Annotated in this window: 14 protein-coding genes and 2 tRNA genes; 8 read left to right on the top strand and 8 right to left on the bottom strand. The window is 66.2% G+C overall.

What is annotated here, in order from left to right:
* Positions 1–267 precede the first annotated feature (267 nt).
* The 3 genes from U1737_RS18495 (at position 268) to U1737_RS18485 (ending at position 3,768) form a co-directional block, all read left to right on the top strand.
* Complete coding sequence (locus U1737_RS18495) at positions 268–546, top strand: hypothetical protein (RefSeq protein ID WP_332797788.1); 279 nt, start codon at positions 268–270, stop codon at positions 544–546.
* A gap of 109 nt (positions 547–655) precedes the next feature.
* Positions 656–3,421, top strand: coding sequence for a DNA gyrase subunit A (gyrA, locus tag U1737_RS18490; protein ID WP_332797787.1), 2,766 nt, complete (start codon positions 656–658; stop codon positions 3,419–3,421).
* Entirely contained in the window at positions 3,418–3,768 is a 351-nt protein-coding gene (locus U1737_RS18485; protein ID WP_332797786.1) for a DUF952 domain-containing protein, read from the top strand. The genes gyrA and U1737_RS18485 overlap by 4 nt, the downstream gene beginning before the upstream one ends.
* 260 nt (positions 3,769–4,028) lie before the next feature.
* On the opposite strand, the gene U1737_RS18480 is transcribed toward U1737_RS18485, so the two are convergent.
* On the bottom strand, positions 4,029–4,979 hold the full coding sequence (locus U1737_RS18480; protein WP_332797785.1) for an alpha/beta fold hydrolase: 951 nt from the start codon (positions 4,977–4,979) through the stop codon (positions 4,029–4,031).
* A 116-nt stretch (positions 4,980–5,095) separates the two neighbouring features.
* On the opposite strand from U1737_RS18480, the gene U1737_RS18475 reads away from it, so the two are divergent.
* Positions 5,096–6,025, top strand: a complete 930-nt coding sequence (locus tag U1737_RS18475) for an alpha/beta hydrolase (protein WP_332797784.1) — start codon at positions 5,096–5,098, stop codon at positions 6,023–6,025.
* 7 nt (positions 6,026–6,032) lie between these two features.
* Here U1737_RS18475 and U1737_RS18470 read toward each other — a convergent pair.
* Both U1737_RS18470 and U1737_RS18465 read right to left on the bottom strand, forming a co-directional pair.
* Positions 6,033–6,109 (bottom strand) — tRNA-Arg (locus tag U1737_RS18470).
* Positions 6,110–6,159: 50 nt separating this feature from the next.
* Positions 6,160–6,236: transfer RNA gene (locus U1737_RS18465), tRNA-Arg, on the bottom strand.
* 94 nt (positions 6,237–6,330) lie between these two features.
* Between U1737_RS18465 and U1737_RS18460 the strand changes: the two genes are divergently transcribed.
* Positions 6,331–6,840, top strand: coding sequence for a hypothetical protein (locus U1737_RS18460; RefSeq protein ID WP_332797783.1), 510 nt, complete (start codon positions 6,331–6,333; stop codon positions 6,838–6,840).
* A gap of 139 nt (positions 6,841–6,979) precedes the next feature.
* Here the strand turns inward: U1737_RS18460 and U1737_RS18455 are convergent, their stop codons facing one another.
* The 3 genes from U1737_RS18455 to hemB are packed head-to-tail and all read right to left on the bottom strand — an operon-like array spanning position 6,980 to position 10,723.
* The gene (locus U1737_RS18455; protein ID WP_332797782.1) at positions 6,980–9,202 is read right to left on the bottom strand and encodes a spermidine synthase; all 2,223 of its coding nucleotides are present in this window, start codon (positions 9,200–9,202) and stop codon (positions 6,980–6,982) included.
* Positions 9,195–9,734: a GNAT family N-acetyltransferase gene (locus U1737_RS18450; RefSeq protein WP_332797781.1), complete on the bottom strand. Its 540-nt coding sequence runs from the start codon at positions 9,732–9,734 to the stop codon at positions 9,195–9,197. Before U1737_RS18450 ends, U1737_RS18455 begins: the two co-directional genes overlap by 8 nt.
* Positions 9,731–10,723, bottom strand: coding sequence for a porphobilinogen synthase (hemB, locus tag U1737_RS18445; RefSeq protein WP_332797780.1), 993 nt, complete (start codon positions 10,721–10,723; stop codon positions 9,731–9,733). The genes U1737_RS18450 and hemB overlap by 4 nt, the downstream gene beginning before the upstream one ends.
* A 90-nt stretch (positions 10,724–10,813) precedes the next feature.
* On the opposite strand from hemB, the gene U1737_RS18440 reads away from it, so the two are divergent.
* Positions 10,814–11,698, top strand: coding sequence for a diacylglycerol/lipid kinase family protein (locus tag U1737_RS18440; protein ID WP_332797779.1), 885 nt, complete (start codon positions 10,814–10,816; stop codon positions 11,696–11,698).
* 19 nt (positions 11,699–11,717) lie between these two features.
* Here the strand turns inward: U1737_RS18440 and U1737_RS18435 are convergent, their stop codons facing one another.
* Positions 11,718–12,908, bottom strand: coding sequence for a sensor histidine kinase (locus U1737_RS18435; RefSeq protein ID WP_332797778.1), 1,191 nt, complete (start codon positions 12,906–12,908; stop codon positions 11,718–11,720).
* Between the two features lie 5 nt (positions 12,909–12,913).
* On the bottom strand, positions 12,914–14,593 hold the full coding sequence (ettA, locus tag U1737_RS18430; protein WP_055880597.1) for an energy-dependent translational throttle protein EttA: 1,680 nt from the start codon (positions 14,591–14,593) through the stop codon (positions 12,914–12,916).
* Between the two features lie 103 nt (positions 14,594–14,696).
* Here ettA and U1737_RS18425 point away from each other — a divergent pair, with 103 nt between their 5' ends.
* Together U1737_RS18425 and U1737_RS18420 are read left to right on the top strand one after the other, a co-directional pair.
* Positions 14,697–16,100, top strand: a complete 1,404-nt coding sequence (locus U1737_RS18425; RefSeq protein WP_332797777.1) for a M20/M25/M40 family metallo-hydrolase — start codon at positions 14,697–14,699, stop codon at positions 16,098–16,100.
* Between the two features lie 154 nt (positions 16,101–16,254).
* The gene (locus U1737_RS18420) at positions 16,255–16,521 is read left to right on the top strand and encodes a hypothetical protein (protein ID WP_031393308.1); all 267 of its coding nucleotides are present in this window, start codon (positions 16,255–16,257) and stop codon (positions 16,519–16,521) included.
* Positions 16,522–16,576 lie beyond the last annotated feature (55 nt).

The raw sequence follows: 16,576 nt of genomic DNA, 5'->3' as shown, positions 1-16,576 counted from the left end.
CCCCCCGCCCCAACTCGTCATCCCAGCGAAAGCTGGGATATGATCGTGTGATAAGTGCCGCCCGCCAAACGGGGATACCCCAGCTTTCGCTGGGGTGACGGATTTGGGGTGACGTTGCGAATAGCGTCATATGATCCGCCGACGCCCACGTCCGGCGCTCATCAACCTCCATGACGCGGATTTCACCCGCCTGCCATCACGCAGTCAGGTCCCCCGGCGCACTCTCCGCTCATCGTCCACCAAGGCCGAAACGAGAGGATACCCCCCATGACCAAATCCCTCCCCCTCGCGATCCTCGCCGGCGGCGCACTCCTGTCCGGCGGCGCCGCGATCGCCGCGACGCAGGCCAAGACCGTCCAGCCGAAGACCGTCGCGACCCACACGACCACCACCAGGACGACCACACCGATGGGCAACACCAGGGTCGCCAAGCGCACTACGACCGTCAGGAAAGGCCGTATGGTCACCGCCAAGCTCGCGAACGGCAAGACCGTTACGTATGATTGCGCCCTTGCCGGCAACAAGACCAAGACCGCCTGCAAATAGCCCCGAAACATACCACCCCCTCGTGCGTACGCGTGCGCGGGGGTGGTAACGTGTCGCCCCCTCGGCTAGGGTATCCGATCATACCGACACAAGCCGAAAGCGTTCAGATTTGACCGACGAGACCACACTCGCCGAACCCACCGGCGGCGAGCCCGCCGGCATCGCCACTATCTCGATCGTCGACGAGATGAAGTCGAGCTATCTCGACTATGCCATGAGCGTGATCGTCGCGCGCGCGCTGCCCGACGTCCGCGACGGCTTGAAGCCCGTCCATCGCCGCATCCTCTACGGCGCGCACGAGAGCGGCTTCGTCGCCGGCAAGCCATACCGCAAGTCCGCGCGTATCGTCGGCGACGTGATGGGTAAATATCACCCGCACGGCGACAGCTCGATCTACGACGCCTTGGCCCGCATGACGCAGGACTGGTCGATGCGCGTGCCGCTGATCGACGGTCAGGGCAACTTCGGCTCAATGGATCCCGATCCGCCCGCAGCGATGCGCTACACCGAGGCACGCCTCGGCAAGGTCGCCAACGCGCTGCTCGGCGATCTCGACAAGGACACGGTCGACTTCACGCCGAACTATGACGGCTCGGAGCGCGAGCCTTCGGTGTTGCCGGCGCGCTTCCCGAACCTGCTGGTCAACGGCGCGGGCGGCATCGCCGTCGGCATGGCGACCAACATCCCGCCGCACAATCTCGGCGAAGTCATCGCCGCGTGCCTCGCCTATATGGACAATGGCGCGATCACGACCGAGGAACTGTTCGAGATCGTCCCCGGTCCCGACTTCCCGACCGGCGCGATCATCCTCGGCCGCGCGGGCGCCAAGTCCGCCTACGAGACCGGCCGCGGTTCGATCATCGTCCGCTCACGTCATATCGTCGAGGAGGGCAAGGGCGACCGTCGCTCGATCGTGCTCACCGAGATCCCGTTCCAGACCGGCAAGAACGGGCTGGTCGAGAAGATCGCCGAAGCCGCCAAGGACAAGCGCATCGAAGGCGTCAGCGACATTCGCGACGAATCGAGCCGGATGGGCGTGCGCATCGTCATCGACCTCAAGCGCGACGCGACCCCCGACGTGGTGCTCAACCAGCTCTGGCGGCACACGCCGGCACAGTCGAGCTTCCCCGCCAACATGCTCGCGATCCGCGGCGGTCGTCCCGAGCTGCTCAACCTGCGCGACATCATCGGCGCGTTCATCACGTTCCGCGAGCAGGTCATCACCCGCCGCTCGAAGTTCGAACTCGCCAAGGCACGCGAGCGCGCGCATCTGTTGCTCGGCCTCGTCATCGCGGTCACCAACCTCGACGAAGTCGTCAAGATCATCCGCGGCTCGTCGAGCCCCGCCGAGGCTCGCGGCAAGCTGCTCGCGCGCGAATGGCCGGTCGAGGAGATCGCGCCGTACATCGCACTCGTCGAGGCGGTCGAGGACAAGCAGCAGGAGGGCATCTACAAGCTGTCCGAGCCGCAGGTCCGCGCGATCCTCGATCTCCGCCTCCACCGACTCACGCTGCTGGGCCGCGACGAGATCGGCGACGAGCTGAAGGCGCTGGCCGCGACGATCGGCGAGCTGCTCCACATCCTCGGCGACCGTGCGAAGCTGTACGAAGTGATGCGCGGCGAGCTGATCGCGATCCGCGACGAATTCGCCACGCCGCGCCGCTCCGAGATCGCCGCCGCCGCCCACGGCATCGACGACGAAGACCTGATCGAGCGCGAGGACATGGTCGTGACCGTGACCATGCAGGGCTATATCAAGCGAACCAGCCTCGACACGTTCCGCGCGCAGGCGCGTGGCGGCAAGGGCCGCGCGGGCATGTCGACCAAGGACGAGGACGTCGTCACCGAGCTGTTCGTCACCTCGACGCACACCCCGGTGCTGTTCTTCTCGAACCTCGGCAAGGTCTATCGCTACAAGGTCTGGCGACTGCCCGAGGGTGGTCCTGCCACGCGTGGCCGGCCGATGATCAACCTGCTGCCGCTGGCGCCGGGCGAGACGATCTCGACCGTGCTTCCGCTGCCGGAGGATCTGAGCGAGTGGAGCCGCCTGCACGTGATGTTCGCGACGCAGCGCGGCCTCGTGCGCCGCAACGCGATGGATGCGTTCACCAACGTGCCGTCGAACGGCAAGATCGCGATGCGCTTCGAGGAGGGCTCGGAGGACAAGCTGATCGGCGTCGCGCTGCTCAGCGAGCATGACGACGTGCTGCTCGCGACCAAGCTCGGCAAGGCGATCCGCTTCGCCGGCGACGACGTCCGCGAGTTCCAGAGCCGGACGTCGACGGGTGTCCGCGGCGTGACGCTGAAGGGCGACGACGAGGTCATCTCGCTGTCGGTCCTCCACCGTGTCGGCGCGACGCCCGAAGAGCGCGAGACGTACCTCAAGTTCGCCCCCTGGAAGGGCGAGCGCGAAGGTGAGCATGATCTGGGTGCCGAACGGTACAATGATCTGAAGGACCGCGAGCAGTTCATCCTGACCGTTTGCGAGAACGGCTACGGCAAGCTGTCGAGCGCGTACGACTATCGCCAGACCGGCCGCGGTGGCCAGGGCATCACCAACATCGACAACATCGCGCGTAACGGCCCGGTCGTGGCGAGCTTCGCGGCGGCGAAGGGGCATCAGTTAATGCTGGTCACCAACCAGGCGAAACTGATCCGCACGACGCTGGCGTCGCTCCGCGTCATCAGCCGCAACTCGGCCGGCGTGAAGTTGTTCGACGTGGCGAAAGGCGAGTACGTCGTTTCCGCCGCGCGGATCGAGGAAACCGAGGAAGACGCCGAGATCAACCTGGCGGATGCGGTTCCAGAGATCGCTCCGGATACCGGCGCTACGATCGGTGAGGATACGGCTGCGGGCCCGGAGGACGGCGAGTGAGCCGCGATCCGATCGCCTATAAGGTGCTGACGGGCGAGCAGTTGGCGACCCTGGAAAGCGGGAGCTTTGCGGGAGCACCGGTGGATCTAGCGGATGGCTATATCCACCTTTCGACCGCCGAGCAGTTGACCGAAACGGTCGACAAGCACTTCGCTGGGCAGTCCGACCTGCACGTTGCCGCGATCGATCTTGAAGCGATTGGTGACGACGTGAAGTGGGAAGAGTCGCGCGGGGGACAGTTGTTCCCACACATCTATGGCGGGCCTTTGTTGCTGGAAGTCGTTCTGTCCTACGGCCCGCTGGAACGCGACGACGAAGGCAAGGTGAAGCTGCCCGTCGCAGGGTAAAGCTGGCCCAAAGCGTGTTCTCCCGCGAAGGCGGGAGCCCAGACTGGACTCCCGCCTTCGCGGGAGAACAAGGAGCGGGAGTTACCGCTCGATTGTGGCGTGTCGGTGCCGACTGTGCCAACACCACCCCGGCGAAGGCCGGGGCCCAGTTGGGGAACGTTGTTAACGGAGCGCCGTTCTCGGTTACGTCGACCTTTCCAACTGGACCCCGGCCTTCGCCGGGGTGGGGCTTGGTGTTCAGGTCAACTCGATTCCGAACCTCACCCAGCCGCGAACGCAGCCCTGACAAACCGCGCACACGCCTCAGGCGCAGTGATCGGAATCATGTGGCCGCCCTCGATCGTGTCGATCTTGGCCCCCGGGATCACCGCCGCCGTCCGATGACCGTTCCACGCCGGATCGAGGATCGCATCCTGCCGCCCGAACAAAATCCGCGTCGGCACGCCGATCTCCGAATACCGCCCCGTCATCGCCGTCACGTCGTCGTTCGCGCCAGCCAGATCCGCCGCCGCCGCCGCAATCGCGATCGGCCGCGCCGATAGCGCACCGCCGCCGCGCGTCACAAAATCCTCGGGCACCGCTTCCGGCGCGAACACACCCTCGAGCGTCTTCTTAGCGGTCAGGCGGCTCAGCGGCGTGCCCAGCACCTGCGCGAACGCCAGACGCGCACCCGACGGAATCCGCGCCAGTCCGCGGAAACTCTCGGGCACCTGTTCCAGCGGCTGCGTCAGCGGCGCGATCAGCGCGAGTGCGCGGACCAGATGCGGATGGTCGAGGCCCACTGCCAGCCCGATCGCGCCACCCAGCGAATGGCCGACGAACAGCGGCCGATCGAGCCCGAGCTTCTGGATGAAGTCGGCGATGATCGCCCCCTGCGCGAGGATCCCCGGCGTCGTGTTGCCGGTCGCGACCGAATAGCCCGAGCCCGGCCGGTCGACGACGATCACGCGATATTCGTCCTTCAGCTGGTCGACGAGCGCATAGCTGAAATTGCGCAATTGCCCGCCAAGACCGTGGACCATGACGATCGTCGGACCGGAGCCGACGTCTAAATAGTGCAGCCGTGCACCCGCCACGTCGAGGAAGCGGCCTTCCGCGGGCACCAGTTCCTCGGCCTTGCGCGCGACCCGACTCGAATAGAGCGACAGCCCGATCCCCGACACCGCCGCCAGCACCGCACCACCAATCAATCCCTTGCCCGTCCGCTTCATCACGATCTCCTTCAAATCCGTTACGGGCCAAACGCGCGGCCATGTCCAAAGTCGCAACACGCGCGTCCGGGAACCCGTCGCAACCGCCAAACGTCCCATGCCCGAAGGAGATGCAGGTGGATCCACAGGCCCAGACGATACTCGACTCGATCGCGACGCTGGCGCCGGACGTTGACCCCGCTGCGGACGATGCACAGTGGCTGGCGGATTTCCGTTATCAAACCGCCCTGCTCAAGACGTTCTCGGGCGAACCCGAACCGGTGCACGCGATCACGCACCTGCTGCTGCCATCCGAGGCGGGGCCGCTGGTCGTGCGCCTGTATCGGCCGAAACCGGGCCCCTTGCCGCTGCTGTTCTACATCCACGGCGGCGGGGCGATTGCGGGGTCGATCGAGGGTCACGACCCGGCGTTGCGTGCGCTGGCCAACCGGACAGGCTGGCTGGTCGCCGCACCCGCCTACCGCCTTGCACCCGAACACCGCTTTCCCGCGCAGCTGGACGATAGCTGGACGGCCTTGACGGGCCTCGTCGCGCAAGCCGCAGCGCTCGATATCGACGCGACGCGGATCGTCGTGTCGGGCGACAGCATCGGGGGCACGCTCGCAACCGCCCTCGCTGCACGCTCCGTTGCGGAAAGGGGCCCGGCGCTGAGCGGCCAGATCCTGCTCTATCCGAACACCGACCTGCGCAGCGAAACCGACTATGCGTCGCGCAAAAGCGAGGATGGCAACATCATCGACGCCGCCTCGCTGGAGCGGCAGATCGACCTGTACCTCGCATCGCCGGATGCGCGGACCGATCCGCGTGCATCACCGATCCTGGCGGAGAACCTGAGCGCCCTGCCCCCGACCCTGCTCGTAACATGCGAGAATGACCCGCTGCGTGACGAAGGCGAAGCGTACGGCCAACGACTGCGCGAGGCCGGCGTCGCGGTCGATCACCGCCGATACGACGGCATGATCCACGCGTTCCTGCAATTCGGCGGACGCGTCGATGCGACGTCACGATTGCTCGATCGCATCGCCGCATGGCTGAAGACCCGATGATGAAAAATGGTGCACCCAGAGCGATTCGAACGCCCGACCCTCAGATTCGTAGTCTGATGCTCTATCCAGCTGAGCTATGGGTGCATCGCCGTCCCGTGTCCGGTTCGACAAGCCCGCTATGAAGCGGAAAATCCTGGTGCACCCAGAGCGATTCGAACGCCCGACCCTCAGATTCGTAGTCTGATGCTCTATCCAGCTGAGCTATGGGTGCACTGGAGGGGCGCTGATAGCAGGCATTTTCGGGGGCGCAAGGGTTTGCCGCGAGAAAGTTGTGCACGAGCGCCGGCCGGCATAGAGCGGCAGACATGAAACACGCCTTTTCGCTCCGCTTCGCATCGTTCGCGCTGGTTCTCGCAACCGGTGCGTGCAGCAAGGATCCGAACACCTATCCGTCGCTCGGTCTGCGCCCGGTCGAGAAGCTCGGGTTCGCCGAGCCCGAGGTGAAGACGACGGTCGCGGCACCCGATCCGGCGCTCGACAAGGAGATCGCGGCGATTTCGGGCAAGCTCGATGCGATCACGATGGGCTTTACGCGCGATGCGGCGAAGGCGGAGGCGCTGGCACGGTCGGCGCGCGGTGCGGCGGTCGGCAGCGATGCGTGGATCACCGCGCAAACCGCGCTCGCCGGGCTAGACGACTGGCGCGCGCAGAGTTCGTCGCTGGTGACCGACATCGAGGCGCTCGCGACCGACCGCGCGGCGAAGCTGCAGCCGGATTATCCCGCGCTTGCGACGATCCGGGCGAAGGCGCAGGCGGAGACCGATCGCCAGAGCGAAACGATCGGCCGCATCCAGGCGAGCATGCCCGCGGCGTAAGCACATCTTCTCAATCCTCCCCCGCCAGGGGGAGGTGGCGCGAAGCGACGGAGGGGGAGGACACGGAACGGCGGTTGCCCCGACCTCCCCCTCCGTCTGGCAAACGCCACCTCCCCCTGGCGGGGGAGGATCGAGAAACTCAGAACCCCTTCAGCAACGGCAGGATCGTCGAGTAATCGTCGGTCCACGCCGCAAAGCCCTCGCGCGGCGTCAGCGCGGTCCAATCCAGATCCTTCGCCTGCAACGCCGCGATCCCGCGCGGGTCACGCGACAGCGCCACCCAGTCCGACGCCGAGGCGCGGTCGACCAGCAGGCTCGACGGGCGATATTTCATCTCGACCGCGATCCAGCCGCCCTCTCGTGCCGCCGCCGCGATCACCGGTTCGAGATCGATGAACCGGTTCGAGATATGCACCAGCAGCAATCCGTCGCGCGCCAGCACCCGGCCATAGGTCGCGAACGCCTCGCGCGTCATCAGGTGCATCGGCACCGAATCCGACGAAAACGCATCGAGCGCGAGCAGATCGAGGCTGTTCGACGCATCGTGTGCCAGCGCCACGCGGGCGTCGCCCATCCGGATCTCCGGGTTCGGCAGGCACCGCGACAGATAGGTGAACTGGCCGGTATCGCGCGCGATCCGCACCACCGCCGGGTCGATGTCGTAGAACCGCCACCGCTGGCCCGGTCGTGCGTAACACGACAGCGTGCCCGTCCCGAGCCCGACGACGCCGATCCGCGCGCGCGGGCCGTACAGCGCGGGGGCGGCCTGCATCGCCTGCCCGACGCCGGAGCCCGCCGCGTAATAGGTGGTCGGCGTCCGCTCGCGCTCCGGCGAACCCCGCAACTGGATGCCGTGCACGGTCGTACCGTGATCGAGCTCGCGCAGGCCGCCATGGGGTCCGGGCTCGTCGCGGACGGTATAGACGCCGAAATAGCTCCGTACCCGAGCGCCCGGATCGATCGAGAGTTCGAGCGCGCGATAGCCGCCGAACAGGACCAGCGAGCCGGCCAGCACGATCATATACGGCAGGCGCGCCCCGATCACGGCAAAGCCCAGCGCGGCGATGACGAGGAAATCGAGCCCCTGCCGGCTCTCGCCGAAGACCCCACCGGGATCGGTGATCCGCAGCCCGGCGACGACCGCCACCACGACGGTGATCGCCGCGAGCGCGATCCACCGGGTCCGCCCCTTCGCCATCCAAATGCTCCGGAACTGGCCGAGCAGATACATCTGCGGCACCAGCGCCCCCGCAGCCAGGATCAACAGCGGATACTCGTAGGTCCAGTCGAACACCACCGGCGCGACCAGCGCGGCGAACACTCCGCCCAGCGCGCCGCCCGCCGACATCGCGAGGTAGAAGCCGGTCAGCCGATCGGGCGCGGGCCGCTTGCGGTACAGCGCGGTGTGCAGCGCGACCGAGATCATGAACAGCAGCACCAGCGCGATGGCTGCGCTGAAGAACGGGCGCTCGTTCATCCCGCCCATGATGATGCCGCCGAACAACAGGATCGTGATCGGCGCGATCCGCGTCAGCAGGTCGGCGAGCCAGCGATCGTTCGCGAACGCCACACTGAAGCTCAGCAGATACAGCCCGAGCGGAATCACCCACAGCAACGGCATCGCGACGATATCGGTCGAGATATAGGTCGATGTCGCCAGCATCATCCCCGAGGGCACGAGCGCCAGCGCGATCCAGTGCGCGATCCGCTTGGCGCCCGGCGGCGGGCTAGTCGCGGCGACATGGTCGACCGCCGCGGTCCTGGGCAGGCGGGTGGCGCAGGCGAGCACGAGCACGATCAGCAGCAGATAGCCGCCGCTCCACAGCAAGCTCTGCCCGTGCACCGCCATCAGCGGCTCGACCAGCAGCGGATACGCGATCAGCCCCGCGAAACTGCCGAGGTTCGACGCAGCGTACAGCGCATACGGATCACCGCCGCCACTCGCCGCACTGAACCAGCGCTGGATCAGCGGCGCCTGCGCGGAGACCGCGAAGAACAGCGGCCCAATCGACAGCCCGAGCAGCCACGGCACCCAGAGCGCCGGCTGCGCCTCCGCCGACGGTGCCATAGCGACCAGCCCGATCGGCAACCACAGCGCCGCGACGAGAAGCACGCCAAGATGGATCGCCGCCTGCGCCCGCGGCCGCACCCGCCCGAGCCAATGCGCATAGGCATAGCCCGCGAGCAGCAACGCCTGGTACACCAGCATCGCCGAGTTCCACACCGCCGGCGCGCCACCCAACCGCGGCAACGCCATCCGCGCCACCATCGGCTGGACGAGGAACAGCAGGAACGATCCGGTCAGGATCGTCGCGACGAACATCGTCCGGCACCAGCGCGCCATCAATGGTTTTTCAGACATAAGCGGGACGGTCGATCCGGTAGAGAATATGGCGACGGAGAGGGTCGTCTTCCGCGAGCTTCGGGTAGTCGAAATCGCCGTCGACCACGCGGATCATCCCGAGCCGTTCCATGAGCTTGCGGCTGGCCGTGTTTGCGGGGACGGTGATTGCCCAGACCGTCGGAAGGTTCAGCTCATGCCAGCCCCAGGCGAGGGAAGCCTCCGCTGCTTCCCGAGCATATCCCTGCCCCCACGCGGTCCGGACGAGACTCCAGCCGATCTCGGGCTTGCCATCGATCGGCGTACCGACCGAGCCCGGCTTGATCCCGCACCAGCCGATGAACGCTCCGGTATCCCGCCTCTCCAACGCCCAGAAGCACGCGCCATAGTCGGCGAGGATCGCGTTCTGACGCGCGACGACCGCAGCAGACTCGGCCAGCGAGGGCGCCGGCCCGAGATACGCCATTACCGCCGGATCGGCGCACATCGCGTGATGCGCGGCGGCATCATCCTCGTGCCAACCGCGCAAGATCAACCGCTCGGTCTCGATCATCCGCCGAGCAATTTCGCCGCATGCGCCGCGTGGTACGTCAACACGCCCGAACAACCGGCACGCTTGAACGACATCAGCGTCTCCAGCACCATGACGTCACGTTCCGCCGCACCCGCGGCGACCGCGTGCTCGATCATCGCGTATTCGCCCGACACCTGGTACGCGAACACCGGCACCTCGAACGCCTGACGGACGCGGACGATGATGTCGAGATACGGCAGGCCGGGCTTGACCATCACCGTGTCGGCGCCCTCCGCCAGGTCCATCGCGACCTCGCGCAGCGCTTCCTCGGCGTTGGCGTTGTCCATCTGGTACGTCTTCTTGTCGCCCTTCAGCAGCCCGCGCGATCCGACCGCATCGCGGAACGGTCCGTAGAACGCGCTCGCGTACTTGGCGGCGTAGGACATGATCTGGACGTTATGATGCGACTCCGCCTCGAGCGCGCTGCGGATCATGCCGATCCGGCCGTCCATCATATCCGATGGCGCGATGATGTCCGCGCCCGCGTTGGCCTGGTTGAGCGCCTGCGCAACCAGCATCTCGGCGGTCGTGTCGTTGACGACATAGCCCGCCGCATCGACCAGCCCGTCATGGCCGTGACTCGTGTACGGATCGAGCGCGACGTCGGTCAGCACGCCGACCTCGGGCACCGCATCCTTCAGCGCGCGGATCGCCTGGCACATCAGATTGTCGGGGTTCAGCGCCTCGCGGCCGTCCTCGGTCCGGCGCTCGACCTGCGTGTACGGGAACAGCGCGATGCACGGGATGCCGAGGTCGCGCGCCTCGCGGCCTCGCGCAACGATCCCGTCGACCGACCAGCGCGACACGCCTGGCAGGCTGGCGATCGGTTGCTCGACACCCTCTCCTTCGGCAACGAACAGCGGCCAGATCAGGTCGGCGGGGGTCAGCACGGTCTCGGCATGGAGGCGGCGGCTCCAGGCGGAGGCGCGGGTGCGACGGAGGCGAAGCGCGGGATAGCTTGCGGTCATGCCCGGGCTTTGCGGGATGACCGCGGGCGGATCAAGCTTTACCCATGAGCGTTACGGGTGCGAAACCGCATCCGGTGCGTTGAGGGCCCCATGTCGAACGAAACGATCACCTCCGCCGCGCTCGTCGTCAACGCCAAGTCGCGTAAAGGACAGAAGCTGTTCAAGCGCGCCTGCGCCGCAATGTCGGGACTGCCCTATGAGGTCGACGCGCACGCGGTCGAGGATCCGAAGGACCTTGAAGCGACCGTCCTGCGCGCGCTGGCGAAGAAGCCCGACCTGCTCATTCTCGGCGGCGGCGACGGCACGGTCAGCGGGCTGGTCGACCTGATGGTCGGCCATGACGTGATCCTTGGCGTACTGCCGCTCGGGACCGCCAACAGCTTTGCCCGGACGCTCGGCATTCCTTTGAACATCGAGGGCGCGGTCGAGGTGATCCGGACCGGCAAGCCGCGCCGTATCGATCTCGGCATGATCGACGGCGATTATTTCGCGAACTGCGCGGCGATGGGCATCAGCCCGAAAATCGCCGCCACCGTACCGCACGGTCTGAAGAAGGTCTTCGGCAAGGTCGGCTATCTCACCTGGGCGGCCTACCAATATCTCCGGTTCCGCCCGTTCACCCTGATCGTCGGCGAAGGGCCGACCGCAGTGAAGATTCGTGTCGTCGAGGTCCGCATATCGAACGGGCCCTATCATGGCGGCACCGAACTGGTGGATGCGGCCGCCGTCGACTCGGGCGAGATCGTGGTCCAGGCGGTGATGGGCCACGTGAAGCGCCGGCTCGTGCAGAACTGGGTCTCCAGCGTCTTCCGGCTCGACTCGCGCCACGAAAAGGTTCGCGATTTCCGGGGGCAGAGCCTGAAGATCAACACGATCCCGCCGCTGCCTATTTCGATCGACGGCGAGGTGCTGGCACGGACACCGGTGACGGCTAAGGTCGCGGCTGGGATCATCCGGGTGATAGCGCCGGTTTGAACCGGCCACCCCGCGGGATTTAAGTCTCGGTTACCCGCGGATCGGGCACCTCCAGCGTCGCGCAGGTCCCGATCGCGGCGTTCTCGATTGTCACGGTCCCGCGCAACTGCCGCGCGAGGCTGCCGATCATCCGCATCCCGAGACTTTTGCGTGACGCCGCCTTGAGGTCGAAGTCCGCCGGCAATCCACCGCCCTTGTCGGACACCGTCAACACGATCCGCCCGTCCGCGCTGCGTACCGAGACCAAAATCACGCCGCCATCGTCGCCATACGCGTATTTGATCGCGTTAGTGACGAGTTCGGTGACCAGCAACCCGACCGGGATCGCGACATCCGCGCTGATCAGGATCGGTTCGATATCGCAGTCGATTCGGTGGTTGAGAGATTGCTCGCCCAGCCCCGTCGCGATCCCGCAGACCAGATCGTTGAGCGCGACGATGCCAACCTGATCGCCACGCCACAGCTGATCGTGGGTCTGCGCGATCGCCGTGATCCGCGCCTGCGCGTCGCCGAGCAGCCGCCGGATCCGCGGATCGTCGTCCTCCTGCATCTGCAGGTTGAGCATCGCCGAGACCAAAGCGAGGCTGTTCTTCACGCGGTGGCTGGCCTCCCGCGTGAGCAGCTCCTGATGCTCCATCGCCTCGCTCAGCCGCTGCTCCGCCTGCTGCCGCTCGATCGCCACGCCGATGAGGTTCGCAAACCCCTGCATGAACGCGAAGTCGGCAGGCTCGAACTGGCCCTCATCGGGGCTGTCGACCTCGAGCACGCCAAAGCGCTTGCCCGACGTCTCGACCAGCACGTTGATCGCCCGCCGGATCTTGTGGCGCGCCATGAACTCGGGCGTGCGAAACCGCTGCTCGTTCTCGAGATGGTTCGAGATCACCGGCTCGCCCGTCTCCAGTGCGAACCCGGCGGGCGAGCCGAGATCGGTCCGCATCTCGGTCGACCCGACCACCCCCGGTTCCCAGCCGATCCCCGCACGCACCAGCAGGCTGTCCTGTTCGGGGCGATATTCAAGGAACTTGCAGTATTTCGAGCGCATGCCCTCGCCGCACAGCTCGGTCGCGCGCTGCAGCATGGGATCCAGATCCCGCGCGCGCAGTGCCTCGATCCCGAAATCGGCCAGGATCGACTGCTGGCGAAGACGATATTCGAGTTCGCCAGCAGCGGGAGCGTTGGTACCGCCCGGGGGGTGTTCGACGACCGGCATCGTCCTCAGCGGGTCAGCTTCTTGTACGCCAGACGCGTAGGCCGATCGGCGGCGTCGCCCATGCGGCGGCGCTTGTCCTCCTCGTACGACGCGTAATTGCCCTCGAACCACTCGACATGGCTGTCGCCCTCGAACGCGAGGATGTGCGTGGCGAGGCGATCGAGGAAGAAGCGGTCATGGCTGATGACCACCGCGCAACCCGCGAACGTCTCCAGCGCTTCTTCGAGCGCGCGCAGCGTCTCGACGTCGAGATCGTTGGTCGGCTCGTCGAGCAGGAGGACGTTGCCACCCTCCTTGAGCATCTTGGCCATGTGGACGCGGTTGCGCTCACCGCCCGAGAGCTGGCCCACCTTCTTCTGCTGGTCCGGCCCGCGGAAATTGAACGCGCCGACATACGCCCGCGTCCCCATCTCCTGCTTGCCGAAGCGGAAGATCTCGAGCTCGTCGGAGATTTCCTGCCAGACGTTCTTGTTCGGATCGAGATCGTCGCGACTCTGGTCGACATAACCGAGCTTGACCGTCGAGCCGACTTCGATCGTGCCCTCGTCCGGCGTTTCCTGGCCCGTGATGAGCTTGAACAAGGTCGACTTGCCCGCACCGTTGGGACCGATCACGCCGACGATGCCGCCCGGCGGCAGCGTGAAGTCGAGACCGTCGAACAACAGCTTGTCGCCATACGACTTGGTCAGGCCCTTCGCCTCGATCACCTTGCCGCCGAGACGCGCTGGCAGCTGGATCAGGATCGCGGCCTTGCCGGCGACGCGATTCTCCTGCTTCTCCATCAGCTCGTCGAACGCACGGATACGCGCCTTCGACTTGGTCTGGCGCGCCTTGGGGGTCTGGCGCATCCACGCCAGCTCGTCGGCGATCGCCTTCTGCTTGCCGGCCTCTTCGCGCTCTTCCTGGCTGAGGCGCTGTGCCTTCTTCTCCAGATAGCCCGAATAGTTGCTCTCATAGGTGTAGTAGCGCCCGCGATCGAGCTCGAGCACCCAGTTGACGACGTTGTCGAGGAAGTAGCGGTCATGCGTCACGAGGATGACGTTGCCGGTATATTCCTTGAGGTAGTTCTCCAGCCACGACACGCTTTCGGCATCGAGATGGTTGGTCGGCTCATCGAGCAGCAGGATCTGCGGCTTTTCCAGCAGCAGCTTGCACAGCGCGACGCGGCGCTTCTCGCCGCCCGAGAGGTTGACCACCGACGCGTCGCCCGGCGGGCAGCGCAGGGCTTCCATCGCCTGTTCGAGCTGGCTGTCGAGCGCCCAGCCATCGACCGCGTCGATCTTGGCCTGGAGCTCGCCCATCTCCTCCATCAGCGCGTCGAAGTCGGTGTCGTCCTGCGGATCGCCCATCTCGGCCGAGATCGCGTTGAACCGGTCGACCAGATCCGCGACCGGACGGACGCCATCCTTGACGTTGCCCATGACGTCCTTGGTCGGATCGAGCTGGGGCTCCTGCGCGAGATAGCCGACGTTGACGCCTTCGGCTGCCCAGGCCTCGCCGGTAAAATCGGGATCCATGCCGGCCATGATCTTCATCAGCGTCGACTTGCCCGAGCCGTTCGGCCCGATGATCGCGATCTTCGCCGAGGGGATGAACTGCAGGTGGATGTTGTTGAGAACGGGCTTGTTGGCACCGGGGAAGGTCTTCGACAGACCCTTCATGACGTAGGTATACTGGACGGCCATGTGGGTGCCGAGCTCCGTTCTGAATATGGGCGGGATTTGACGTGCGCAGATAGCGATGCGGCGGGCCGTTGGCAAACGGGGAGCGCCGACATACGCTGCCCCGATGATGAAACGCACCCTGCTCGCGGCGCTGGCCGCCTCCGCCCTCACCTCCCCCCTGTTCGCGCAGCGCACCGCCGCCCCGCCGACCGCGGCGGATGCGAAGGTCGCTGCACTCCGTGACAAGGCGCTCACCGACGATACCGCCTACAAGATCGTCGAGGGGATCACGACCGAGGTCGGCCCGCGCATGACCGGTACCGAGGCGGCACCGCGGGCGCGCGCCTGGTCGGTGGCGAAGCTGAAGGCGCTCGGGTTCAAGAACGTGCGGATCGAGACATACCAGCTGCCGGTCTGGTCGCGCGGCACGGAGAGCGGGGAACTGGTCGCGCCCTATGCGCAGAAGCTGCATCTGGTCGGCCTCGGCAATTCGGGCGCGACGCCGCCGGGCGGACTGACCCTGCCGATCGTGTATTTCCCGACGTACAACGACCTGGCGCTCGCCGCCGACGGCAGCCTGAAGGGCAAAATCGCGTTCGTCTCCAACGCGATGCAGCCGACCCAGGACGGGTCGAGCTATGGATCGCAGGGCACCGCGCGCTTCGTCGGACCGAACGTCGCCGCCAAGAAGGGCGCGGCGGCGATCGTGATCCGGTCGATCGGCACCGATCACGGCCGCGGGCCGCACGCGGGCAACACCAATTTCGAAGCGGGCGTGACGCCGATCCCTGCTGCGGCGCTGTCGGTTGCGGATGCCGAGCATGTCGAGCGGCTGGTGAAGCTCGGCAAGCCGGTGACGCTGAAGCTGGTGCTCGAAGACAAGCAGGTCGGGATGCAGGAATCGGGTAACGTCGTCGCCGAGGTTCCCGGCACGGACCCCAAGGCGGGCATCGTGCTGATCGGTGGCCATCTCGACAGCTGGGATCTCGGCACTGGCGCGATCGACGACGGCGCGGGCATCGCGATCACCGCGGCCGCCGCCAAGATCGTCATGGACAGCGGGCAGCGCCCACGTCGCACAATCCGCGTCGTCTGGTTCGGCGACGAAGAGAGCGGCGGCTTCGGGGGCCAAGCCTACGCCAAGGCGCATGCCGGCGAGCGTCACGCGACCGCCGCCGAATCGGATTTCGGTGCCGACCGCGTCTGGCGGTTCGAGAGCAGCCTGCCCGCCGTTGCCAAGCCCATCGAGGACCGCCTGGCGGTCGCGCTTGCCCCGCTCGGGATCATCCGCGGGGCCGATACGCCGCACGGCGGCACCGACGTCGGCCCGGTGATTGCGACGGGCGTCGCTGGAATCGACCTCAACCAGTCGGGTCTGCGCTACTTCGACTACCACCACACGCCCGAGGATACGCTGGATCTGATCGACCCCGAACAGCTTCGCCAGAACGTCGCGGCGTGGACCGCGATGATCGCGACGGTCGCCAATGCGCCCGAGGAAATCGGCCCGATCGTGCCCCATAAGTGACGAGTTGCAGCAACCGAAACGTCATCGTTCTGCCGCAAACCTTGCGGACAGATGAATTTAGCGGATTGACCGCCCGCCGGGGTCCGCTATTTGACGTGACTTCGCGACGGCAATCGGGTCGGCCGCGAGTGAAACTATGCTTGGGAGCATTCGAATGAAGAAGATCGTTCTGATCGCTGCTGCCGCCGGCCTGATGTCCGTCGCAGCCTGCAGCAAGTCGCCAGAAGCCGCCGCCGTTGAGAACAACGCGGACATGCTGGCTGACAACATGGAAATGCAGGCTGACAACATGGACGCAATGGCGGACAACACCTCGAACGCAGTCGCTACCGACGTGCTCGAGAACGCTGCCGACAACATGAACGCAGCTGCCGACAACGTCCGTGACGCTGCCGACGAGAAGACCGACAACATGAACTAAAATCTGTCGGGCGTTTCTACGCTCGATAGGATTTAGTGTCGGAAAGGGCGTTCCT

It is taken from the genome of Sphingomonas fucosidasi, assembly GCF_036663855.1.
GTDB lineage: Bacteria > Pseudomonadota > Alphaproteobacteria > Sphingomonadales > Sphingomonadaceae > Sphingomonas > Sphingomonas faeni_B.
This window is presented reverse-complemented; position numbering and strand designations above follow the sequence as displayed.

What these genes read in the sequence shown, in the direction of transcription:
- U1737_RS18495 (WP_332797788.1), top strand. Translation starts at nt 268, where the DNA reads ATGACCAAATCCCTCCCCCTCGCGATCCTCGCCGGCGGCGCACTCCTG.
- U1737_RS18480 (WP_332797785.1), bottom strand. Translation starts at nt 4,979, where the DNA reads ATGAAGCGGACGGGCAAGGGATTGATTGGTGGTGCGGTGCTGGCGGCG.
- U1737_RS18460 (WP_332797783.1), top strand. Translation starts at nt 6,331, where the DNA reads ATGAAACACGCCTTTTCGCTCCGCTTCGCATCGTTCGCGCTGGTTCTC.
- U1737_RS18455 (WP_332797782.1), bottom strand. Translation starts at nt 9,202, where the DNA reads ATGTCTGAAAAACCATTGATGGCGCGCTGGTGCCGGACGATGTTCGTC.
- U1737_RS18450 (WP_332797781.1), bottom strand. Translation starts at nt 9,734, where the DNA reads ATGATCGAGACCGAGCGGTTGATCTTGCGCGGTTGGCACGAGGATGAT.
- hemB (WP_332797780.1), bottom strand. Translation starts at nt 10,723, where the DNA reads ATGACCGCAAGCTATCCCGCGCTTCGCCTCCGTCGCACCCGCGCCTCC.
- U1737_RS18440 (WP_332797779.1), top strand. Translation starts at nt 10,814, where the DNA reads ATGTCGAACGAAACGATCACCTCCGCCGCGCTCGTCGTCAACGCCAAG.
- U1737_RS18435 (WP_332797778.1), bottom strand. Translation starts at nt 12,908, where the DNA reads ATGCCGGTCGTCGAACACCCCCCGGGCGGTACCAACGCTCCCGCTGCT.
- ettA (WP_055880597.1), bottom strand. Translation starts at nt 14,593, where the DNA reads ATGGCCGTCCAGTATACCTACGTCATGAAGGGTCTGTCGAAGACCTTC.
- U1737_RS18425 (WP_332797777.1), top strand. Translation starts at nt 14,697, where the DNA reads ATGATGAAACGCACCCTGCTCGCGGCGCTGGCCGCCTCCGCCCTCACC.
- U1737_RS18420 (WP_031393308.1), top strand. Translation starts at nt 16,255, where the DNA reads ATGAAGAAGATCGTTCTGATCGCTGCTGCCGCCGGCCTGATGTCCGTC.